The 22,140-nt window shown below is 71.2% G+C and carries 20 protein-coding genes; 10 read left to right on the top strand and 10 right to left on the bottom strand.

What is annotated here, in order from left to right; all coding sequences use genetic code 11:
• Positions 1-88 precede the first annotated feature (88 nt).
• On the bottom strand, positions 89-2,641 hold the full coding sequence (locus ACFYSH_RS24480) for an alpha-L-arabinofuranosidase C-terminal domain-containing protein (RefSeq protein ID WP_388755208.1): 2,553 nt from the start codon (positions 2,639-2,641) through the stop codon (positions 89-91).
• 360 nt (positions 2,642-3,001) lie between these two features.
• Between ACFYSH_RS24480 and ACFYSH_RS24485 the strand changes: the two genes are divergently transcribed.
• Entirely contained in the window at positions 3,002-3,940 is a 939-nt protein-coding gene (locus tag ACFYSH_RS24485) for a pseudouridine synthase (RefSeq protein WP_359479248.1), read from the top strand.
• Between the two features lie 12 nt (positions 3,941-3,952).
• Here ACFYSH_RS24485 and ACFYSH_RS24490 read toward each other — a convergent pair whose 3' ends face one another.
• From ACFYSH_RS24490 to ACFYSH_RS24500, 3 genes are all read right to left on the bottom strand, one after another.
• Positions 3,953-4,582, bottom strand: a complete 630-nt coding sequence (locus ACFYSH_RS24490) for an MBL fold metallo-hydrolase (RefSeq protein ID WP_359479246.1) — start codon at positions 4,580-4,582, stop codon at positions 3,953-3,955.
• A complete protein-coding gene (locus ACFYSH_RS24495) occupies positions 4,582-5,667 on the bottom strand; it encodes an S-(hydroxymethyl)mycothiol dehydrogenase (protein WP_359479244.1) in 1,086 nt (361 codons plus the stop codon). The genes ACFYSH_RS24490 and ACFYSH_RS24495 overlap by 1 nt, the downstream gene beginning before the upstream one ends.
• 79 nt (positions 5,668-5,746) lie before the next feature.
• Entirely contained in the window at positions 5,747-6,448 is a 702-nt protein-coding gene (locus ACFYSH_RS24500) for an FCD domain-containing protein (protein ID WP_359479242.1), read from the bottom strand.
• Positions 6,449-6,592: 144 nt separating this feature from the next.
• Here ACFYSH_RS24500 and ACFYSH_RS24505 point away from each other — a divergent pair, with 144 nt between their 5' ends.
• Together ACFYSH_RS24505 and ACFYSH_RS24510 are read left to right on the top strand one after the other, a co-directional pair.
• Entirely contained in the window at positions 6,593-7,102 is a 510-nt protein-coding gene (locus tag ACFYSH_RS24505) for a gluconokinase (RefSeq protein ID WP_359479240.1), read from the top strand.
• Positions 7,103-7,113: 11 nt separating this feature from the next.
• On the top strand, positions 7,114-8,511 hold the full coding sequence (locus ACFYSH_RS24510; RefSeq protein WP_359479238.1) for a gluconate:H+ symporter: 1,398 nt from the start codon (positions 7,114-7,116) through the stop codon (positions 8,509-8,511).
• Between the two features lie 79 nt (positions 8,512-8,590).
• On the opposite strand, the gene ACFYSH_RS24515 is transcribed toward ACFYSH_RS24510, so the two are convergent.
• Together ACFYSH_RS24515 and ACFYSH_RS24520 are read right to left on the bottom strand one after the other, a co-directional pair.
• Positions 8,591-10,162, bottom strand: coding sequence for an APC family permease (locus ACFYSH_RS24515; RefSeq protein WP_359479236.1), 1,572 nt, complete (start codon positions 10,160-10,162; stop codon positions 8,591-8,593).
• Positions 10,163-10,197: 35 nt separating this feature from the next.
• The gene (locus tag ACFYSH_RS24520; RefSeq protein WP_359479234.1) at positions 10,198-11,160 is read right to left on the bottom strand and encodes a hypothetical protein; all 963 of its coding nucleotides are present in this window, start codon (positions 11,158-11,160) and stop codon (positions 10,198-10,200) included.
• 240 nt (positions 11,161-11,400) lie between these two features.
• Here ACFYSH_RS24520 and ACFYSH_RS24525 point away from each other — a divergent pair, with 240 nt between their 5' ends.
• Positions 11,401-11,826: an ASCH domain-containing protein gene (locus ACFYSH_RS24525; RefSeq protein WP_388755215.1), complete on the top strand. Its 426-nt coding sequence runs from the start codon at positions 11,401-11,403 to the stop codon at positions 11,824-11,826.
• A gap of 73 nt (positions 11,827-11,899) precedes the next feature.
• Here ACFYSH_RS24525 and ACFYSH_RS24530 read toward each other — a convergent pair whose 3' ends face one another.
• Together ACFYSH_RS24530 and ACFYSH_RS24535 are read right to left on the bottom strand one after the other, a co-directional pair.
• A complete protein-coding gene (locus ACFYSH_RS24530) occupies positions 11,900-13,117 on the bottom strand; it encodes a PQQ-binding-like beta-propeller repeat protein (RefSeq protein WP_388755218.1) in 1,218 nt (405 codons plus the stop codon).
• A gap of 159 nt (positions 13,118-13,276) precedes the next feature.
• On the bottom strand, positions 13,277-14,932 hold the full coding sequence (locus tag ACFYSH_RS24535; RefSeq protein WP_359471061.1) for an FAD-binding dehydrogenase: 1,656 nt from the start codon (positions 14,930-14,932) through the stop codon (positions 13,277-13,279).
• 155 nt (positions 14,933-15,087) lie between these two features.
• Here ACFYSH_RS24535 and ACFYSH_RS24540 point away from each other — a divergent pair, with 155 nt between their 5' ends.
• From ACFYSH_RS24540 to ACFYSH_RS24555, 4 genes are read left to right on the top strand one after another with little or no spacing between them, the layout of a single operon-like run.
• A complete protein-coding gene (locus ACFYSH_RS24540; RefSeq protein WP_359471059.1) occupies positions 15,088-16,005 on the top strand; it encodes a DMT family transporter in 918 nt (305 codons plus the stop codon).
• On the top strand, positions 15,992-16,519 hold the full coding sequence (locus ACFYSH_RS24545) for an NUDIX hydrolase (protein ID WP_388755222.1): 528 nt from the start codon (positions 15,992-15,994) through the stop codon (positions 16,517-16,519). The genes ACFYSH_RS24540 and ACFYSH_RS24545 overlap by 14 nt, the downstream gene beginning before the upstream one ends.
• A complete protein-coding gene (locus ACFYSH_RS24550) occupies positions 16,516-16,911 on the top strand; it encodes a DUF202 domain-containing protein (protein WP_359471055.1) in 396 nt (131 codons plus the stop codon). The genes ACFYSH_RS24545 and ACFYSH_RS24550 overlap by 4 nt, the downstream gene beginning before the upstream one ends.
• Positions 16,908-17,219, top strand: coding sequence for a DUF202 domain-containing protein (locus tag ACFYSH_RS24555; RefSeq protein ID WP_359471053.1), 312 nt, complete (start codon positions 16,908-16,910; stop codon positions 17,217-17,219). Before ACFYSH_RS24550 ends, ACFYSH_RS24555 begins: the two co-directional genes overlap by 4 nt.
• A 25-nt stretch (positions 17,220-17,244) precedes the next feature.
• Here the strand turns inward: ACFYSH_RS24555 and ACFYSH_RS24560 are convergent, their stop codons facing one another.
• Positions 17,245-18,180: an NADP-dependent oxidoreductase gene (locus ACFYSH_RS24560; RefSeq protein WP_359471051.1), complete on the bottom strand. Its 936-nt coding sequence runs from the start codon at positions 18,178-18,180 to the stop codon at positions 17,245-17,247.
• A gap of 157 nt (positions 18,181-18,337) precedes the next feature.
• Here ACFYSH_RS24560 and ACFYSH_RS24565 point away from each other — a divergent pair, with 157 nt between their 5' ends.
• On the top strand, positions 18,338-19,360 hold the full coding sequence (locus ACFYSH_RS24565; RefSeq protein WP_359471049.1) for a phosphotransferase family protein: 1,023 nt from the start codon (positions 18,338-18,340) through the stop codon (positions 19,358-19,360).
• Positions 19,361-19,366: 6 nt separating this feature from the next.
• On the top strand, positions 19,367-20,581 hold the full coding sequence (locus ACFYSH_RS24570; RefSeq protein WP_359471047.1) for an acyl-CoA dehydrogenase family protein: 1,215 nt from the start codon (positions 19,367-19,369) through the stop codon (positions 20,579-20,581).
• Between the two features lie 44 nt (positions 20,582-20,625).
• On the opposite strand, the gene ACFYSH_RS24575 is transcribed toward ACFYSH_RS24570, so the two are convergent.
• Positions 20,626-21,933 (bottom strand): M28 family metallopeptidase, encoded by a 1,308-nt coding sequence (locus ACFYSH_RS24575; RefSeq protein WP_359471045.1) that lies wholly within the window; start codon positions 21,931-21,933, stop codon positions 20,626-20,628.
• Between the last annotated feature and the right edge of the window lie 207 nt (positions 21,934-22,140).

Consider the following 22,140-nt stretch of genomic DNA (forward strand, 5'->3'; position numbering starts at 1 on the left):
CGCTCCCGGGCGCCCGGGAGCGGGGCGGCCGGTGGTTCTCACCGGCGGAAACCCCCAGGCCACCCGGGGGTTTCCGCTTCTCTCCGCGCTACTCCTTGATGCGCAGGAAGGTCACGGAGTGCGCCGGGAACGTGTGCGTGAAGACGGCCCCGTCGACCCGCAGTGTCGATCTCCGTGGTGCCACCTGCCGGTCATCAGCGGTGTTCACGGCGTCCGGAGCCGCCTGGAGCGTGGTCAGCCGGGCGGTCCGTGAGGCCGGCTTCGTCCCCAGGTCGATCCGGGTCCTGGCTTCCGATGCCTGGGCGTTGACCACCTTGACCACGAGCTCGCCGGTGGCGTCGTCACGGGTGACCACCTGCCGGAAGGGTTCGGCGGGCCTGTCGTCGGTGAAGGTGCCCCACTGCTCGCCGTCGAGGAAGAGGGTGACCTGCCGGCCGCGCACCTGGACGTGGACGTCGTACGCGCGTCCCGTCTCGATCGTGGTGGAGTCCTCGGTCATCGTCTGCTTGGCGCCGTCCACCGACTTCTCCACGGCGGAACGGGTGTTGCCCCAGCCACCCAGGTTCCACCAGTAGGTGTTCCCGGTGTCCTTGACCCCGAAGGCGACGAGGAAGCCCTCCTTGCCGGACTTCTTGGTGGCCTTCACCTTCATGTCGTAGTTCTGCCAGCCGGAGTCCCCCGCCGTGACCAGGGTGTTCTCGGCGCTCTCGTCGGACTGGAGGTAGGCCCCGTCCTCGACGGCCCAGGTGCCACGTCCCGCCGCCTTCGTCCACCGCGAGTCACCGGTGGAGAAGTCGTCGCGCAACAGCGGGGCGCCGTCCGCCCCGGTGACCTCGACGTCGTCGTACGCGGCGCTGGTCGCCCAGGTCGACAGGCCCACCGCGCCGGTGATCGCCTCGGTGGTGGCGGGTGTCGCGGAGGCGGTGCTCGGCACGACGCGGTCGCCGACGTTGTTCATGAACAGCTTCTGCACCTCGTAGTTGGCCGATCCCCACGACTTCTCGTTGTCGAACCAGATCATGTCCGGCCGCCACTGCGCGTCGTTCGTGTCGGCGAGGAGCGGGGCGTAGGACGCGAGCTGCACGACGTCGGCGTTGCGTTCCAGGCCCGTCATGAAAGCCGCTTCGGCGAGGGCGTTGGAGAAGCGGTTGTCGAGCGAGGCGTACTCACCGAGGAACACCTTCGGGCCCCGGCGGTCGTAGGAGTCGTAGCGGGTGTTGTTCTCCAGGAACCACTGGGGGCTGTTGTAGTAGTGCTCGTCGACCATGGCGACGCCCGCGTCCCGGTTGAGCTGCCAGGCCCGGTCGAAGGTGGCTCCGCTGTCGTCGGGGCCGGAGTTGCTGATCACGGTGATGTCCGGATATCTGGCCTCGATGGCCTCGCGGAACCGCGTGAAGCGGGCGAAGAACTCGTCGGGGAGGTTCTCCTCGTTGCCGACCTCCAGGTGCGTGAGGCCGAAGGGCGCGCGGTGGCCCATCGCGGCGCGCTTCGCGCCCCAGGTGGAGTCGGCCGGGCCGTTGGCGAACTCGATCAGGTCGAGTGTGTCCTGGATGTGCCGTTCCAGCAGGGCCGGGTCGTCGGTCGCCTTGTTCTGGCCGCAGCCGGTGACGAGGGCGGGCACCACCGGCAGGGCCATCGCCCCGATGTCCTCGGCGAACTGGAAGTACTCGTAGTACCCCAGGCCGTAGGTCTGGTTGTAGCCCCAGAAGTTGGCGTTGACGGGACGCTGCTCGACCGGGCCTATGGTCTCCTTCCACTGGTAGGAACGCTTCCGCTCCCAGCCCGGCGCCTCGTACGCCTCGTGGCTCCCGGTATTGACGAGGCATCCGCCGGGGAAGCGCAGGAAGCCGGGCTCCAGCGCGGCGGTCTTCTCCGCGAGGTCCTTCCGCAGGCCGTTCGCCCGGCCCTTGTAGGTGTCGCCGGGGAAGAGCGAGATCATGTCGAGCCGCACGGTTCCGCCGCCTCCCGCCGTGACGGTGAGCCGGCCGTCCACCGCCGAGGTGCGGGCGGTGAGGGTGCCGGTGTACTTCCTCCAGCGGTCACCGCGGGCCGTGACGCGCAGGGGTGTGGCGAGCGCGGTGCCGTCCGCCGCGGTGGCTCCGACGGTCAGCGCGGTTCCTTCGGGACGATCGGTCCGGGCCCAGACGGAGAAGTCGTAGCGCTCCCCCCTGCGCAGGGTAAGGCCCTGGTCGTAGCCGGAGTTGGTGACTCCGAAGCCGGCCCTGCGGTCTCCCGCCCCGTCGAGGTCGAGGCGCAGGTAGCGGCGGTTGCGTTCACCCAGCCGCTGGTCGTCGTCCACGGTCGCCGCGCGACCCGTACCGCCGGAGGCCGAGGCTTCGCTCCAGGCCGTCATGGGTGAGTACGCGGGGTTGTCGGTGCGGTCGTACTCGAAGGAGCGGTTCTGGACGAGCTCGGCGTAGAGACCGCCGTCCGCGGCGTGGTTGATGTCCTCGTAGAAGACGCCGTACATCGACTCGGCTATGGCGGGGCCCGTGCGCTCGGGGTGGACGGTGAGGGAGTAGTCGGTCGCCTCCGCCGCGGGTGGACCGTCGTCGGCATGGACCGGTGCTGTCACCAGCGTGCCGAGCAGGAGGGCGATGACCGGGACGGTGAGTCTCGGCCACGGATACGGGTGGAACATACACGCTCCAGGTTGTTCGATATATCGGACGTTGCCCAGAACTTCGAACGAAAGATAGGCACGGCGCGACGGTGGGTCAACGCCTCTGGCCGAACTGGCCGGGACGAGCCCTCAGGAGGGCACGGGGGACGCCGAAGTCCGGGGCGCCGTCCGCACGCCGACCGAAGCGCTGGACACGGGTGTGGCGGTTGGGGTCGTGCAGTGTCCGGGGCCACGAAGTCCCGGCGGGCGCTCGGCACGGCACGGTCCTCCCGGTCACCCGGCAGGAACACGAGCGGCTGCTGGGAGCCGGTGCGGTGGGATGATGACGGGACCGTGCCCGTCCGTTCCGGGCCACTCCGGCGACGAAGGACCGCAACGATGAGAGGACGGGCGAAGCCCCCCGCCGCCCCGCTCCCCCAGCGGGACGGTATCGATCCGGTGCGCGTCAGACTGCCCGAGGACCCCGGCGGCGCCTGGCCGACCGTCCGGGACCATCTGCTGGACCGGTTCGCGGCGGCCGTCGGGGCACGGCGCGTGGACGCGATGCTCGCCGAGGGGTTGTTCGTCGGGGCCGACGGCGGCCCGGTCGACGGTGACGAGCCGTACGCGGCGGGCCGGTTCCTCTGGTTCCACCGGGATTTCGCGCCGGAGGAGCCGGTGCCGTTCCCGGTCGGTGTGGTCTACCGGGACGAGCACCTCCTCATCGCCGACAAGCCGCATTTCCTCGCGACCACCCCGCGCGGCCGGCACATCACGCAGACCGCGGTGGCCCGGCTGCGCAGGGAGCTGGACCTGCCGGAGCTGCAGCCCGCGCACCGACTGGACCGGCTGACGGCGGGCCTGGTGCTGTGCGTCGTACGGGCCGGGGACCGGGGCGCGTACCAGACGCTGTTCCGGGACCGGCTGGTGCGCAAGGAGTACGAGGCGGTGGCCCCGTACGATCCGGGACTCGCGCTCCCCCGCACCGTGCGGAGCCGGATCGTCAAGGAGCGCGGGGTGATCGCGGCGCGCGAGGAGCCGGGGGCCGCGAACAGTGAGAGCCGGGTCGAACTGCTGGAGCACCGGGGCGTTCTCGGCCGCTACCGGCTGCTGCCCGCGACGGGCCGCACCCATCAGCTGCGGGTCCATATGAACGCGCTGGGGCTGCCGCTGGTGAACGATCCGGTCTATCCGGCGGTGGAGCCCGAGCCGGAGCGCGAGGACTACGCGCGTCCGCTGCAACTGCTCGCGAAGGTACTGGAGTTCACCGATCCGGTCACGGGCGTGCCGCACCGCTTCGAGAGCGGGCTGCGGCTTTCCGCGTGGCCGGACCGGTGAGGTCAGCCGCGGTCAGTGACCGCGGTTGATCCAGTCCTCCAGCTGCGGGGCCTCCGCGCCGATGGTGGTGGAGTCCCCGTGCCCGGTGCGGACCGCGGTCTCCGGGGGAAGGGCGAGCAGCCGGTCCCTGATCGAGTCGATGATCGTCGGGAAGTGCGAGAAGGACCGCCCGGTGGCGCCGGGCCCGCCCTGGAAGAGGGTGTCACCGGTGAAGACGGTGCTCAGCTCCGGGGCGTGCAGGCAGACCGCTCCCGGCGCGTGCCCCGGGGTGTGCAGGACCGTCAGGCGCGTTCCGGCGATGTCCAGCTCCTGGCCGTCGGCCAGTTCGGCGTCGGGGGCGCGGTGCGGGTGGGTCTGCTGCCAGAGCGGCAGGTCGTCCGGGTGCAGCAGGATCGGCGCCCCGGTCGCGTCGGCGAGGGCGGGGGCCGCGTCGATGTGGTCGTTGTGCGCGTGGGTGCAGATGATCGCGCGCAGCGTACGGCCGCCGAGTGCGGCCTCGATCGCGGCGGCGTCGTGGGCGGCGTCGATGACGACGGCCTCGGTGTCGTCGCCGACGATCCAGACGTTGTTGTCGACGTCCCACTCGCCGCCGTCGAGGGCGAAGGTGCCGGAGGTGACCAGGTGGTCGATGCGGGCGGCCATCAGAGGATCACCACCGAGCGCAGCACGTCGCCGTCGTGCATCCGCGCGAAGGCCTGCTCGATCTCGTCGAGCTGGATGGTCTCGGTGACGAAGGCGCCCAGGTCGAGGCGCCCCTGCTGGTGCAGGTCGATGAGCATCGGGAAGTCACGCGAGGGCAGGCAGTCGCCGTACCAGGAGGACTTGAGCGAACCGCCGCGTCCGAACACGTCGAGGAGCGGGAGTTCGAGCTGCATCTCAGGGGTGGGCACGCCGACGAGGACGACGGTTCCGGCGAGGTCCCGGGCGTAGAAGGCCTGCTTGTACGTCTCCGGGCGGCCGACCGCCTCGATGACGACGTCGGCGCCGTTGCCGCCGGTCAGTGCGCGGATCGCCTCGACGGGGTCGTCGGAGCGGGAGTTGACGGTGTGGGTGGCGCCCATCTTCTTCGCCGTCTCCAGCTTGCGGTCGTCGATGTCGACCGCGATGATCTTCGCCGCTCCCGCGAGCCGGGCTCCGGCGATCGCCGCGTCGCCGACGCCACCGCAGCCGATGACGGCCACGGAGTCACCGCGGCCGACCTGGCCGGTGTTGATGGCGGCGCCGATGCCCGCCATGACACCGCAGCCGAGCAGCCCGGCGACGGCCGGAGAGACCTCGGGGTCGACCTTGGTGCACTGGCCTGCGGCGACGAGGGTCTTCTCCGCGAACGCGCCGATGCCGAGTGCCGGGGAGAGTTCCGTGCCGTCCAGGAGGGTCATCTTCTGCTTCGCGTTGTGGGTGTCGAAGCAGTACCAGGGGCGGCCGCGCAGACAGGCACGGCACTGGCCGCACACCGCACGCCAGTTGAGGACGACGAAGTCACCGGGCTCGACGTCGGTGACGCCGTCTCCGACGGATTCCACGATGCCCGCGGCCTCGTGGCCGAGCAGGAACGGGAAGTCGTCGTTGATGCCGCCCTGCTTGTAGTGCAGGTCGGTGTGGCAGACGCCGCACGCCTGGATCTTCACGACCGCCTCACCGGGCCCCGGCTCGGGCACGATGATCGTCTCGACCCGTACCGGCTCGTTCTTCCCCGGTGCGATGACACCTTTCACCTGCTGCGCCATACCGTGGTCTCCCATCCCGACTGTCCCGATTTCTGCTGATGATCGTTCACCGACCACCGTACCGGGGCGGGCCGCCCGCTCAGGGGGCGAGGACGTCCAGTTCGTGCAGCGCGCCGACCGCGATCTCCTTGGTCAGCCGTTCGGCTTCCCCGGCGTCACCCTCGCGTACGGCTTCGGCGAGCCGGACGTGGAGCGTGACGGCGGCCGGATCCGGGTCCTCGAACATCACCTGGTGGTGCGTGCGCCCGGCGAGGATCTCCGCGACGACGTCGCCGAGCCGCGCGAACATCTCGTTCCCGGAGGCGTTGAGCACGATGCGGTGGAAGGCGATGTCGTGCCGGAGGTAGCCCTCGAGCTGCTGGCCCCGCGAGGTCGCGACCATGCCGAGGGCGCATTCGGTCAGGGCGGCACACTGCTCGGCGCTGGCGTGCCGGGCCGCGAGGCCCGCGGCGACGGGTTCCACGGCGGACCGCAGCACGGTGAGGGAGCGCAGCTGCCGGGGCCGGTCGGAGCCGGCGAGGCGCCAGCGGATGACCTGGGGGTCGTAGACGTTCCACTCCTCGGTGGGCCGCACGGTCACCCCGACCCGGCGCCGGGACTCGACCAGGTGCATGGATTCCAGCACGCGGATCACCTCGCGCACGACGGTGCGCGACACGTCGAAGCGCTGGGCGAGCTCGTCGGTGCGCAGGACCCGGCCGGGCGGACAGTCACCCGCGGCGATCTCCAGACCCAGGGCGTCCAGCACATGCGTATGGAGCCCATGGGCAGGTGTGGTCATGCCCACAAGCCTACGGGGCGCCTTACGCCAAGGAAAAGTACGACGTTTACGTCACAGCCACTTGAATAAGTCGTATGTAATGGGTTTCAGTAGCGCGACGGACCGATGTCGCGGACCGATGTCGAAGAAGACAGCGAGGCACCAATGAGCACCCCCCACGTCGTCGTGGTGATGGGCGTAGCAGGGACCGGCAAGACCACGATCGGCCCCCTGCTCGCCGACGCACTGGGCGTCCCCTACGCCGAGGGCGACGACTTCCACCCGCCGGCCAACATCGCCAAGATGTCCGCCGGTACGCCGCTGGACGACAACGACCGCTGGCCGTGGCTGGACTCGATCGGGCAGTGGGCACACGGCCGGGCCGGGCTCGGCGGCGTCGTCAGCAGCTCGGCGCTCAAGCGCGCCTACCGCGACCGGCTGCGGGACGGGGCGCCCGATGCCGTCTTCCTGCACCTGACCGGGGACCGCGCCCTCATCGAACGCCGCATGGCGGACCGCAAGGGCCATTTCATGCCGACCGCGTTGCTCGACTCCCAGTTCGCCACCCTGCAGCCGCTGCAGGAGGACGAGGCGGGCGTCTCCGTCGACGTGTCCGGCACCCCTGAGGAAATCACCGACCGGGCCGTCGCCGCGCTGCGCCGGCTCGCGAACTAAGGATCACCACCGTGACCAGTCTCAGCGTCGAGATGCTGGCAGCGGATGCCGTCGAACCGATCACCTCGGCCGGCAACGCACAGCTGGGCATCGCCGTCCTGGCGGGCATCGCCGTCATCGTCCTGCTCATCACCAAGTTCAAGATGCACGCGTTCCTCGCGTTGACCATCGGCTCGCTGGCCCTCGGCTCCTTCGCCGGGGCCAACCCGGCGAAGACCATCGCCAGCTTCACCGCGGGCCTCGGCTCCACCGTCGCCGGCGTCGGTGTCCTCATCGCCCTCGGCGCCATCCTGGGCAAGCTGCTCGCCGACTCCGGCGGCGCCGACCAGATCGTCGACACCATCCTCGCGAAGGCGAGTGGTCGCGCGATGCCGTGGGCGATGGTGCTGATCGCCTCGATCATCGGGCTTCCGCTGTTCTTCGAGGTCGGAATCGTGCTGATGATTCCGGTGGTGCTGCTGGTCGCCAAGCGCGGCAACTACTCCCTGATGCGGATCGGCGTCCCCGCGCTCGCCGGTCTCTCCGTGATGCACGGGCTGATCCCCCCGCACCCCGGCCCGCTGGTCGCGATCGACGCCCTCGGCGCCAACCTGGGTGTCACGCTGGCCCTCGGTGTGCTGGTGGCCATCCCCACCGTGATCATCGCCGGTCCGGTCTTCTCCCGCTACGCCGCCCGCTGGGTCGACATCGAGGCGCCGGAGAAGATGATCCCGCAGCGCCCGTCCGAAGAGCTGGACCGCCGGCCCAGCTTCGGCGCGACCCTGGCGACGATCCTGCTGCCCGTCGTGCTGATGCTGATCAAGGCGCTCGTCGACATCGTGGTGGACGACCCGGAGAACCACGTCCAGCGGGTCACCGATGTCATCGGCTCTCCACTGATCGCGCTGCTCGCAGCCGTGATCGTCGGCATGTTCACCCTGGGCCGCGCGGCCGGGTTCACCAAGGGCCGCCTCTCCGGCACCGTCGAGAAGTCGCTCGCCCCGATCGCGGGCATCCTGCTGATCGTGGGGGCCGGCGGCGGGTTCAAGCAGACGCTGATCGACGCCGGTGTGGGCCAGATGATCCTGGAGTTCTCCGAGAACTGGTCGATCCCCGCCCTGCTGCTCGGCTGGCTGATCGCCGTGGCGATCCGGCTGGCGACGGGCTCGGCGACGGTGGCCACCATCTCGGCGGCCGGCCTGGTCGCCCCTCTCGCCGCCGACCTGTCGTCCTCGCACGTGGCACTGCTCGTCCTCGCCGTGGGTGCGGGCTCGCTCTTCTTCAGCCACGTCAACGACGCGGGGTTCTGGCTGGTGAAGGAGTACTTCGGCATGGACGTCCCGCAGACGATCAAGACCTGGTCGGTGATGGAGACGATCATCTCCGTCGTTGCCCTGGGCTTCATCCTGCTGCTGTCGCTGGTCCTGTAGCCGGCAGACGCACGAGAACACCCGCGGCACCGGCACAACCGGAGCCGCGGGTGTTCCGCTGTGTCGGGGGGACAGCGCGTCAGCGCGGCTCGGTCGTGCCCTCGGCCGCCTTCTCCAGTTGGAACGCCTCGTTCCCGAGGCCGATCCTCGCATGGAGCTCGGGCCTTGTACGGCGCAGCACCGCCCCGTGGATGAGGCCGGCGACGAGGGCCAGGACGATGACGCCGGGCAGCACCCGGTGCAGCACGGAGCCGGGGCCGGAGCCGACCAGGACGTCGAAGTCCCGGACGGTGAAGACGGCGATGGTCAGCAGGGCGAGACCCGCCAGTCCGGAGGCGACGAGCCGGGGCGCCTGGACCCGGCCGGCGCCGCGCCGCACGAAGAACGCGATGACGGCGAAGGACGCCGCGGCCATCAGCACGATGATGCCGAGCGCACCGACGTTGCCCATCCAGGTGAACAGGTGCAGGACGGGCGCGGTGGGATCACCGACCGGGTTGTCGTCGGTGAGGGCGAAGGCCAGGACGACCACGACGGACACCGCCGACTGGAGCACCGAACCGGTGGCGGGTGCGCCGCTCGTCCTGTTGGTACGGCCGAAGCCGGCGGGCAGCAGCCCTTCACGGCCCATGGCGAACGCGTAGCGGGCGACCACGTTGTGGAAGCTGAGCAGCGCGGCGAACATCCCGGTGACGAACAGGACGTGCAGGACGTCGGTGAAAGTGGCGCCGAGCCGTTCCTCGGTCAGGCCGAAGAGCATCCCCGGGCCCTGCTCGACGGACATGCCCGCGATGGACGAGGGGCCCGCGGCGACGGTCAGGGCCCAGGAGCTGACGGCGAGGAACAGGGCGGCGTAGCCCACGGCGAGGAACATCACGCGGGACACGACGACCTGCGGGCGGCTGGTCTCCTCGGCGTACACCGGGGCCTGCTCGAAGCCGACGAACGCGGCGATGCAGAAGCAGAGGGCGGTGCCCAGGCCGGCGCCGGTGAGCGTCTCGGGATCGAACGCGTGCAGGGAGAGGCCCTCGGGGCCCGGATCACCGACGGCGGCGATGTCGAAGATCACGACGAGGGCGCACTCGATGACGAGCAGCACGCCGAGGACCTTGGCGTTGAGGTCGATCTTCAGCCATCCCAGTACGCCGACGACGGCCACGGAGGCCAGCGCGGGGATCCACCACCGGAGGTCGATGCCGAGGTAGGTGGCGAAGAGGCCGGAGACCTCGAAGCCGAGGATGCCGTAGATGCCGACCTGCATCGCGCTGTAGGCGACCAGCGCCACGTGCGAGGCGCCGGCACCGGCCGTGGGGCCCAGGCCGCGGGCGATGTACGCGTAGAAGGCGCCGGCGTTGTGGACGTGACGGCTCATCTCGGCGTAGCCGACGCCGAACAGCATCAGGACGATGCCGAGGACGACGTAGAGCAGGGGCTGCCCGACGATGCCCATCACCCCGAAGACGGTGGGCATCACCCCCGCGACGACCATCAGCGGGGCGCTGGCGGCGAGGACGGACAGGAGCAGCCCGGGAGTGCCGAGCCGGTCGGCGCGCAGGGCGCGCTCCTCGCCCTTGTACGTGTTGATCCCGCCGGTTCCGCCGGTCTTCCCGGTGGTGCCGGTCTCGCTCGTAGCTGTTCTGCCCGTCGACATGGCGGGGGTGGTCCCTTCGTCGATAAGAACGTGCGTCAGGGGGCACCGAGCGCGAGGGCGCGCGCGGCGAGGAAGGCGGGGTACGGATCTCGGCCGGCGTACGACCACGGGGCTTCGGTCGCATGGGGGCCGATGCGGTGGAAGAGTGCGGCGGCCTCGGCGGGCCGGCCCTCGCAGGTCTTGGCGTGGGCGAGGAAGTTGAGGTCGGCACGGTGGCGGGGGTGGTCCTCGCGCTCCCATTCGAGCCACCAGTCGAAGGCGGCCTTCATCACCTGTCTGGCCCGGCGCCCCGACCAGTGGCCCGAGGCGGCCGGGTCGTCGGACACGGCACCGGAGGCGGCCAGGACGCGGTAGCGCTCGGCGTGGGCGACCACGGGGAGCACGGCGAGCGGCGAGTCGGCCGGGGCCTGTTCGGCGGCCCATGCGGCGAAGTCGTACACCTCGTGGAGCGGGTCGCTCTCAGGGCGCGCCTCGGCGAGGCCGGCCGTCATGAGGTGGTGTGCGTGGTGGTGTTCGGGATGGCGGGCCCGGATCTCCTCGAAGTGCCTGGCAGCCGCCTCGTGGGGGCCGTGGGTCCGTGCCAGCGTCATCAGGCCCAGCCAGGGAGTGGGGTCGGCGGGGTCGAGCGCCGCGGCGGCCAGGCAGGTCTCGCGGGCCCGGTCGCCGTCTCCGGCGGTCGCCTTGGGGCGCTGGGCGCGGGCCACGGTGGCGCAGGCGAGCAGCGTCGCGGCATCGGAGCTGTCCGGTTCGGCGAGCAGCCAGTCGTGTGCCCAGCCGGCGGCGGACGGGACAGCGGCGAGGGCGAGCATGCGATGGCCGCGGCGGTCCCAGTCCGTCCCGGTCGCGACCAGCAGGGCGCGGGCCCTGGTCCAGCGCCCTTGGGCGAACTGCTGGCGCACGTCGCTGAGTTCGCTGTCGTCGAGTGCCGGGTCGAAGGCGTGGTCCGAGCGTCCGCCCTTACGGCGGGCGCGGCCCAGGGGCGGCGGAGGCGGAGACATCCGCGGGTTTCCTTTGCGACTTCGACATGACACCAGCACGTTCGATGCTGTGTGCGAGCAGACGATCGCGCACAGCAAAGCGGTAGGCAAGGCTCGGAGTCAAGACCACCCCTGCCTCAACCGCCCCGCCTGACGCGGGAGTTGGCCTCTCCCGCGGAATGGACTGAACCATTCGCGCAGTTCGCGGGGCGCATGCGGAACTGGCGGCCGACGGGGCGTGACGCGTGCCACACTGCCGCAATGGAGAACCGTGAAGCCCTCAAACCTCTCGCCCTCGCCTTTCCCGGGCCCCTGCGGGACCAGTTGGTGGCGGCCGTGCTCTCGGGCGAGAAGGTCTCCACCTCCGGGCTGCTCCTGGAGTACGAGGTGGAGCGTGAGGAACTGCCGCCGGTGGGCGAACGGTCCGCTCTCATCGACTCCGGCGGCCGGGAGGTCGCCGTGGTCGAGGTGACGGAGGTACGGGTGCTGCCGCTGGGGGCGGTCGACCTGCGACACGCACTGGACGAGGGCGAGGGCTACACCTCGGTGGCCGGGTGGCGGGCCGGGCACGAGGCGTTCTGGCACAGCGAGGAGATGCGGGAGGCGCTCGGTGACCCGCAGTTCACCGTGGACGACGGCACGATGATCGTGGCGGAGCGTATCCGGGTCGTGGAGCGGCTCGTCTGATGACCCGCCCCGTCCGCCTCCCCCGCCGCGGCGGGGGAGGCGGACGGGGCGGGCGGACCGGGCTCGTGGGCGGTCAGACGGCGGGGAGCGCGTAGAGCCGCTTCCCGTGCATCACGGCCAGCCGCTCGCCCGCCGCGGCGACGTACCACCGCTGGATGTCACCGGTGCCGTCGTTGTAGGTCCAGCGCAGCTTCCCGGTGGCCGCGTCGAAGGCGTGCACACCGCCGTCCTCGTCGAACTCGGTGGCGCCGTAGAGGACGCCGTTCACCTTGACGAACTGCCACGCCTGCGTCGCCGTGTCCCGCAGGTCCTCGTTGTGCCAGAGCTCCTTGCCCGTGGCGGGGTCCACCGCCCACAGGCCGCGCGCGCTGTCGGAGGCGTGGAGCACGCCGTCCAAAAGGTGCGGGTCGTTGAACCTGCTGAACTCCTCCGTGGTGAGCGTCCAGCGCTCCTCGCCCCCGGACAGCTCGAACGCCCGCAGCCGCTGTCCGTCCGCGACGATCACCAGCTCCTCGTGCACGGCGAACCGGCGATGGTTGGACCGGCCGAGCTTCTTCGTCCAGACCTGCCGGCCGGTGACCGTGTCGCGGACGGTCACGTTCTCCCGGTAGTCCGTGTAGACGAGGCGCTCGCCGACGACCGCGGCGTTGATGCCGTACTCCTCGGTCCCGGCGTCGCGCTGCTCACGCCAGACGACCTTGCCTGAGGTGGTGTCGATCGCCGCGATCACGTTGTTCGGCGTGGTGAAGTCCTTCTCCAGGATGCCGGCCAGCACGTAGACACGGTCCTCGTCGGCCGCGATGGGGCGCGGCTGCTGGTACTCGTCGCCCAGGCGGCTGCGCCAGGTCTCCTTGCCGGTGGCCGGATCCAGTCCCACCACGTCGCCGTCGTACTCCGCACTGGCGAGGTGGAGCATCCCACCGCCGACGACGAGCGCGGCGCCCGGCGTGGTGATGCCGGCGCGCGACCACTTCTCCTTGCCGCTGACGGCGTCCCGTCCCACCAGGGGGTCACCCGACACCAGGACCAGGCCTCCGGCCACGGCGAGCGCGTGGCTGCCGGACAGGCTGGTGTTCGCGGTGTCCGTCCGCCACAGCGGCTCGGGCGCGGTGCCGGGCGGCGGGGTGGTGAAGGCGTCGCCGTTCTTCTCCCCGCCCGGCGTGGCGCTGCCGGCCGGAGCGGCCTCCTCGGGACCGCATCCCACGGCCCCTAGCAGGGCCAGTACCGACCCCGTACCGGCCAGTCCGAGTACCTGCCTGCGCGATAGAGCGTTCCCGCCACGTCCGGCCATGCCGTCCCCCGCTTCGGTTCCCTTGGTGCGACGTCCTGGGACCCCAGGACGCCTCGAGCGCCGTCAGGCTACCGTCGCTTTTCGGCCTTTCCCGTTGCGGGACACAATCGGGACAGGCCCGTGAAGCTCCCGTCACCACCGAGGCCGGACAGACACCGTTCAGCCTGTCGCCTTCGCCGCCGCCCGGCCCGCCGTCCGGCCCGAGAAGATGCAGCCGCCGAGGAAGGTGCCCTCCAGGGACCGGTAGCCGTGGACCCCACCGCCGCCGAAACCCGCCGCCTCCCCCGCCGCGTACACCCCGGCCAGGGGGCTGCCGTCCTCGGTCAGGACGCGGGAGGACAGGTCCGTCTCCAGCCCTCCGAGGGACTTGCGGGTCAGGATGTTCAGCCGTACGGCGATGAGCGGGCCCGCCGCCGGGTCGAGGATGCGGTGCGGCTTCGCCGTGCGGATCAGCCGGTCGCCCAGATAGGCGCGGGCTCCGTTGATCGCCGTGATCTGGAGGTCCTTGGTGAAGGGGTTGGCGATCTCACGGTCGCGGGCCGTGATCTCGCGGCGCAGGGTGTCCTCGTCGATGAGCGCTTCGCCGGTGAGGGCGTTCATTCCCCGTACGAGCGCGCCCAGGTCCTTCTCGACGACGAAGTCGGCGCCCTGGTCCATGAACGCCTGTACGGGACCGGGGACATCGGCGCGCGCCCTGCCGATCACGTCGCGCACCGACTTCCCGGTCAGGTCCGGGTTCTGTTCGGAACCCGAGAGTGCGAACTCCTTGCCGATGATCTTGCGGTCGAGGACGAACCAGGTGTAGCCGTGGCCTGACCGCATGATGTGTTCGAGGGTGCCCAGCGTGTCGAAACCCGGGAAGAGCGGGACCGGGAGCCGCTTGCCGCGGGCGTCCAGCCAGAGGGAGGACGGGCCGGGCAGGATGCGGATGCCGTGCTTCTCCCAGATCGGGTTCCAGTTCTCGATGCCCTCGGTGTAGTGCCACATCCGGTCGCGGTTGATGTGGTGGGCACCGGCCTTCTCGGCGATGCCCAGCATCAGTCCGTCGACATGGGCGGGGACCCCGGAGAGCATCTTCTCCGGCGGCGTGCCCAGCCGCTCGGGCCACTGGGCGCGCACGAGGTCATGGTTGCCGCCGATGCCTCCGGAGGTGACGACCACGGCCTGGGCCCTGAGCTCGAAGGCGCCGGTGACCTCGCGGCTGCTCGCGGTGCCACGCTCGGCACCGCTCTCCTCCAGGATGTCGCCGGTGACCGTGTCGACCGCTCCTGCCGAGCGCCCGAGGCCCGTCACCCGGTGGCGGAAGCGCAGCTGGACGAGGCCCTTCGCGACGCCCTCACGCACCCGGCGCTCGAACGGCGCGACGACGCCGGGGCCGGTGCCCCAGGTGATGTGGAAGCGGGGGACGGAGTTGCCGTGGCCGTTCGCGTCGTAACCGCCGCGTTCGGCCCACCCGACGACGGGGAAGAACCGCAGCCCCTGGGCGTGCAGCCAGGACCGCTTCTCCCCGGCCGCGAAGTCGACGTACGCCTCGGCCCACTGCCGTGGCCAGTGGTCCTCCTCACGGTCGAAGCCGGCCGTGCCGTACCAGTCCTGGAGGGCCAGGTCGTGGCTGTCCTTGATGCGCAGCCGGCGCTGCTCGGGCGAGTCGACGAGGAAGAGCCCGCCGAAGGACCAGTGCGCCTGGCCGCCGACGGACTGCTCGGGTTCCTGGTCGAGGAGGATCACCGTGCGACCCGCGTCGACGAGCTCGGCGGTGGCCACCAGCCCGGCGAGACCTGCCCCGATCACGATCACGTCAGCGTCGTACGCCATGGGTTCCATCCTTCGGAGCGGTGCGGGGCAGCAGCAGCGGCGGGCGGGCGAAGTTACTTGTGGGTCAGATCTTCGGTTCGGGCCGCGCCCACGTCAACCGTCCGGTCGGTGGCGCCCTCACCGATCCCGTACGGCCGCCGGGCTATCGTCGGACCGTGTCGGTGCTCGTACTCCTGCTGTCCGTGGGCGCCGCCTGCTGCCTGGGCTTCGGATTCGTCCTCCAGCAGGATGCCGCCCGCCGCGCGCCTCTGAGCGACTTCCTCTCCCCGCGGCTGCTGCTCGACCTCATGCGGGTCCCGAGCTGGCTGGCCGGGCTGGGCCTGATGGTCTGCGGAATGGCTCTCGGCGCCCTGGCCCTCGGCCAGGGCGAGGTGTCGGTCGTGGAGCCGCTCCTGGCGACCAATCTGCTCTTCGCGATGGCGCTGTCGCGGCACCGCACGGGCCAGCAGTTGGGGAAGCAGGGATGGGGAGGCCTCTGTCTGCTGGCGGGCGGCGTCGCCGCGTTCCTGCTGGCCGGTGAGCCACGCGGTGGTGAGGCCGTGTCCGCGCCCCTGCGGCACTGGCTGGTGATCGGGGTGGTGGCGGGACTCGCCGTGATCCTGACCGGGTGCGCCAGGCACCCGCGGACCCCTGGGACCCCTGTGCTGCTGGGTCTGGCGGCTGGCCTGCTCTACGGGTTGCAGGACGCCCTGACCAGGCTCAGCGGGGAGCGGCTGGCCGACGACGGCTGGACGGCGCTGATGACCACCTGGCAGCCGTACGCCGTCCTCGTCCTGGGGGTGACCGGGCTGCTCCTGGTCCAGAGCGCGTTCGAGGCGGGGCCGCTGCGGATGTCCCTGCCCGCGCTGACCGCCGCGCAGCCTCTGGCGGGGATCGTCTGCGGGATCGGCTTTCTGGGTGACCAGGTGCGCACCGACACGGGCGCCCTGGCCTGGCAGGCCGTGGGACTGGCGGCGATCGTCGCCGGGATCGTCCTGCTGGGACTGCACCCGGCGATGCCGGAGGGGAAGGAGCGACACGGATCCACGGCTGCCGACCGGGTGATGTTGGATGAGCCCCATGACACCGGCTGACGAGATCCTGGACATCGTCGACGAGAACGACGAGGTCGTCGGGCAGGCGCCCCGCGGTGAGGCGACCACGCGAGGCCTGCGCCACCGCTGTGTCTTCGTCGAGGCCAGGGATGCGACGGGCCGACTGTTCGTGCACCGCAGAACGGCCACGAAACTGGTCTTCCCCTCCCACCACGACATGTTCGTCGGCGGGGTCGTCGGGGCGGGCGAGTCGTACGACGAGGCGGCGCTGCGGGAGGCCGAGGAGGAACTGGGGGTCTCCGGGCTCCGCCCCACCCCGCTCTTCAAGTACCTCTACGAGAGCCCTGGGCACAGCTGGTGGTCGTACGTCTACGAGGTGCGCTGCGAGCTTCCCGTCCGGCCGCAGGTGGAGGAGGTCGCCTGGCACACCTTCCTGACCGACGCCGAACTGGAAGGGTGCCTGGGCGACCGGACGTGGGTGCCGGACGGTCTGGAGACCTACCACCGGCTGCGGGCGTTCCGGGCCGACGGCGGGGCGGGGGCCACGGCATGAGCGGCTTCGTGCGCGGACTGCGGCTGTGGTTCGCCCCGGAACGGATCCGCGAGGAGGGCGACACCCCGGACTACCGCTTCTCCCTCGCCAACGAACGCACCTTCCTGGCCTGGATCAGGACGGCGCTCGCTCTCATCGGCGGCGGCTTCGCCGTCGACCAGTTCCTGCCCTCACTGGCCTGGGGCGTCCGCGCCGGCCTGGCGCTCGGACTGCTGGCGGCCGGGGTGCTCTGCGCGCTGCGGGCCGTCAACCACTGGGTGCGGTGCGAGCGTGCGATGCGGCGCGGGGAGGATCTTCCGGTGTCGCGTTTCCCCGCGCTGATCGCTCTCGTGGTCGCCGTGGTCGCGGTCGCGATGGTCGTGGTGGTCCTGTTCGGCTGGGAGGGCCGGTGACCACCGCGACGCGCGATCCCGGCCTCCAGCCCGAGCGGACGCGGCTGGCCTGGCGCCGCACCACCCTGGCGTGCACGGTGGTGGCCCTGCTCGCGGTCCGGCAGTCCCTGCACGGCGGGGTGACCGCTGCCGGGGTGTTCGCGACGGCCCTGAGCCTGCTGGCCTGGCTGGGGTTCCTCGCGGTGGCCCACCGCCGGGTGACGGGCATGGGGGCCGCACGGCCCGCCCCGCTGTCGGCCCGCCATGTGCTGACGGCTGTCGCGTGCACGGTCGCGCTCGCGGTGTTCGCCGTCGTGTCGCTGTTCTGACCGGCCGCACCCGGCCCGGCCGTACTCAGTCGTCCCGGTCCACGCTGACGACGATCTTTCCCCGCGTGCGGCCCTCCTCGTTGAGCCGGTACGCGTCGGCGGCCTGCTCCAGCGGGAAGACCCGGTCCACGTGGACGGAGACGATGCCCTGCTCGGCGAGTCCGGCGAGATGGGCGAGGTCCGCGGCGTCGGGCCGCACGAAGGCGTAGCGCCCGCCGTAGGAGAAGACCTCGGCATCGGCGATGGACGCGAGCCGGCCGCCGGGCGCGAGGGTCTCGGCGGAGACCCGGAGCGCTTCCCCGCCGACCGTGTCGAACGCGGCGTCGAAGCCGTCGGGGACCAGCTCACGCAGCCGGGCGGCCAGCCCGTCGCCGTACTCCACGGGTTCGCCGCCCAGCCGGCGTACGTAGTCGTGGTTGTGGGGCCCGGCCGTGCCGACCACCCGGCAGCCCGCGTGCCGGGCGAGCTGGACGGCGAGCGAACCGACCCCGCCGGCGGCCGCGTGGACGAGGACGGTCTCGCCCTCCTGGACCCCGAGGGTGCGGTGCAGCACCTGGTGTGCGGTGAGGCCGCACAGCGGCAGGCCCGCCGCCTCCTCGAAGCCGACGCTCAGCGGCTTGCGGGCGAGGGTGCGCACGGGTGCGGCGACGTACTCCGCGAAGGTGCCGCGCGAGAGGAAGTCCTCGCGTACGTAGCCGATGACCTCGTCGCCCACCGCGAACTCGTCCACGGCGGCGCCGGGCTGGACCACGACACCGGAGACGTCCCAGCCGGGGATGACGGGGAACACGGCCTCCAGCCCCGCCTGGAGGTAGCCCTCGCGGGCCTTCCAGTCGACGGGGTTCACGGCCGCGGCCCGCACCTTCACCAGGACCGAGTCCGGCCCGACCTTCGGGTCGGGCCGCTCGCCGTACTCCAGTACGTCGGCCGAGCCGTACCTGCTGTAGCTGATCGCCTTCATGCTCCGACGATCGGGGCGGGCCGGAGTGCCCGCAACTCAGAGCCCCCGGGGCGCGCGGAGCCGGAGATCACTCCGCGGATTCCGGGAGGACACTGGACGACATACCGACTGGTCGGCATCATGGTCCCGACCGTTCAACGTCCCGGAGGTGCGCCCCATGAGCCCAGTCCACCCGCCAGGTCTCGATCTCGACCTGCTGCGCGGCCATCTCGACCGTGAGCGGCCGGGGCTGGTGAACGGACCGCTCGACGCCCGGGTCGTCGAGGGCGGCCGCTCGAACCTCACCTACGTCGTCACCGACGGCTCCGGGAAGTGGGTCGTGCGCAGACCCCCGCTGGGCCATGTGCTCGCCACCGCGCACGACATGAAGCGCGAGCACCGGGTGATCAGCGCCCTGCACTCCACGGCGGTCCCGGTGCCGGAGACTCTCCTTCTCTGCGAGGACGACGCGGTGATCGGCTCACCGTTCTACGTCATGGAGTACGTCGAGGGGACCCCCTACCGCACGGCCGAGCAGCTCTCCCCGCTGGGCGCCGAGCGCACCCGGGCCGTCGTGCTGGGGCTCGTCGACACCCTGGTGGATCTGCACGCCGTGGATCCGGCGGCCGTCGGCCTCGGCGACTTCGGGCGTCCGGACGGCTTCCTGGACCGGCAGCTCCGGCGCTGGGGCAAGCAGCTGGACGCCTCCCGCAACCGTGAGCTCGCCGGCATCGACGAGCTGCACGCGGCGCTCGGCCGGCAGCTGCCTGTCTCCCCCGCGCCCACCGTCGTGCATGGTGACTACCGCCTGGACAACGTCCTGATCGGTCAGGACGACCGGATCAAGGCCGTCCTGGACTGGGAGATGTCCACCCTCGGCGACCCGCTCACCGACCTCGGTCTGCTGGTGATGTACAGCTCCGACCTGGACCTGCCCGAGTCGCCGGTCTCCACCACGAGCGGCGCCGCGGGCCACCCCGCACCCGCCGAGCTGATCGAGCGCTACGCCGCCCGTTCGGGCCGCGACACCTCCGCCATCTCCTGGTACACGGCCTTCGCCTGGTTCAAGCTCGCCGTGATCCTCGAGGGCATCCACTACCGCTACACCCTGGGCCAGACCGTCGGTGCCGGCTTCGACCGCATCGGCGACCTGGTCCCGGTCTTCATCGCGCACGGCCTCACCACCCTCCAGGAAGGCTGATCCCCCGTGGACTTCGCATTCGACGCCCGCACCGAAGAGCTGCGCACCAGGCTGCTCACGTTCATGGACGAGCACGTGTACCCCGCCGAGGAGGTCGCCGAGGAGCAGCGCGCGCGGCTGGCCTCTCCGTGGGACACCCCGGAGGTCATGGAGGACCTGAAGGCGGAGGCGCGCACCCAGGGCCTGTGGAACCTCTTCCTGCCCGACGCGGAGTACGGTGCCGGGCTGACGAACCTCCAGTACGCCCCGCTGGCCGAGATCACCGGCCGCAGCCCGCACCTGGCGCCGACGGCGCTGAACTGCGCGGCCCCGGACACCGGGAACATGGAGGTGCTGTCCCAGTTCGGCTCCGAGGCGCAGAAGAAGCAGTGGCTGGAGCCGCTGCTCGCCGGGGAGATCCGTTCGGCGTTCGCGATGACGGAGCCCGACGTGGCGTCGTCGGACGCGACGAACATCGAGACCAGGATCACCCGGGAGGGCGACGACTACGTCATCAACGGGCGCAAGTGGTACATCTCCGGGGCGATGAACCCGGACTGCGCGATCTTCATCGTGATGGGGAAGACGGACCCGGACGGTGAGGACATCCGCCGCCAGCAGTCCATGATCCTCGTCCCTCGCGGCACCCCGGGCCTGGAGGTGCGCCGCGCGATGCGGGTGTACGGCTACGAGGACCACTCGCACGGCGGCCATGCCGAGGTCGTCTTCACCGACGTACGCGTGCCCGCCGCGAACCTGATCGGTGAGGAGGGCGGCGGTTTCGCCATCGCCCAGGCGCGGCTGGGACCGGGCCGGATCCACCACTGCATGCGGCTGATCGGGATGGCCGAGCGCGCGATCGAGCTCATGTGCAAGCGGGCCGTGGCCCGTACGGCCTTCGGCAAACCGCTGGCCCAGCAGGGCGTCGTACAGAACTGGATCGCGGACGCCCGGGTGACGGTGGAGCAGCTGCGGCTGCTGGTCCTGAAGACCGCCTGGCTGATGGACACGGTGGGCAACCGGGGCGCGCACACCGAGATCCAGGCGATCAAGATCGCCACCCCGCGCGCGGTCTGCGACATCCTCGACCAGGCGGTGCAGCTGTACGGCGCCGGTGGTGTGAGCCAGGACTTCCCGCTGGCGGAACTCTGGTCGTCGGCCCGGACCCTGCGGCTCGCGGACGGACCGGACGAGGTGCACCAGCGGTCGCTGGCGCGGCGCGAGATCAAGAAGTACCTCTGAGCCCGTGAGCGGGGAGGCGCCGCGCCGGCCGCCTCCCCGGCGGGTCAGAAGGTGAGCTGCCAGCTGTCGACGTAGCCGGTGTCCTGTGCGGCGACGTCCCGGACCTGGAGCTTCCAGGTCCCGTTCGCGGTCTCCCCCGACGCGTTGACGGTGTACGTCGTGATCACGTTGTCGGCCGAGTCACTGCCGCTGGAGTTCTTCAGCCGGTACGCGCTCCCGTCGGGTGCGAGCAGGTCGACGACGAGGTCACCGCGGTAGGTGTGCTTGATGTCGACCCCGACCTTGAGTGCGGACGGGGCGTTGCCCGTACGGCCTGTGACCGCGACGGAGGAGGTCACGGCGGATCCGTTGTCCGGCACGGAGACGTTGTCGGCGTTGCTGAAGACGGTCCCGGTGGGCGGGGTGACCGTCCCGGCGGACAGGGTCCATATCGCGTGGGCCACCGCGTCGCTGTTGCGGTCCAGGGCGGTGTCGTCGATGTTCGCCGTCGTGTCGCACGAGGAGTGGTAGCAGCGGTCGAAGGCCTGGCCCGCCGTCCCGCCCCACTTCTGGGCCTGGGCACTGGACTTGGTGTTGCTCGCCCCCGTGAACAGGCCTCCCACGGGCACGCCCGCGCTCTTGAACGGCGCGTGGTCGGAGCGGCCGTCGCCCTCGGTCTCGATCTCCGTGGGTACTGACAGGCCGGCGAAGTGGTCCTTGAAGGTCCGCTCGATGACCGGGTCGTCGTCATAGACGAAGTAGCCGGGGTTGGGCGAGGCGATCATGTCGAAGTTGAGGTAGCCGGAGAGCTTGGAACGCTCGGTGGTGGCCAGGTTGTTGACGTAGTACTTCGAGCCGACGAGCCCCAGCTCCTCGGCGCCCCACCAGGCGAAGCGCAGGTGCTTGTCCGGTGCGAGCCCGGCGCGGGAGACGGCGAGAGCGGTCTCCAGCACGGCGGCCGATCCGGAGCCGTTGTCGTTGATGCCCGCGCCGGAGGACACCGAGTCGAGGTGGGATCCGGCCATGAGGACCTGGTTCGGGTCACCTCCCGGCCAGTCGGCGATCAGGTTGTACCCGGTGGCGCCGCCGGAGGTGAACTGCTGGAGCGTCGTGGTGTATCCGGCGGCGTCCAGTCTGGCCTTCACGTAGTCGACGGACGCCTTGTAACCGGCCCTGCCGTGGGCCCGGTTGCCGCCGTTGGCGGTGGCGATCGACTGGAGTTGGGTGAGGTGCGCCTTGACGTTGGCGAGCGGGATGTCGGGGGCCGCGGCGACGGCTACGGGCGCGGCCTCGACGGCCGGCGCGGCGGTCGCCAGCAGCGCCGCGCCGGCGATCACGGCGGCGGGCAGGAGTCTGCGTCGGGCAGGTCTCATGAAGGGCTCCGGATTCCGTTCGGGGACTGACGGAACGTGCGGGGGTCCCCGGCCGTGCACGACCGGGGCCTGGAGCGGTGGGGCGGGAAGTGCGCCCCCGATGCTCGAGTAAGTGACCGAGCACCGTCAAGAGTGGAATTCGGACAACGGCGTCCGCTCATCGGACACCCCGGGTCGGGCCGGCCTCCGCGTGTGCCGGAGCGCTCG

Origin of the sequence: Streptomyces sp. NPDC005791 (genome assembly GCF_042871485.1) — a bacterium.
Taxonomy (GTDB): Bacteria; Actinomycetota; Actinomycetes; order Streptomycetales; family Streptomycetaceae; genus Streptomyces.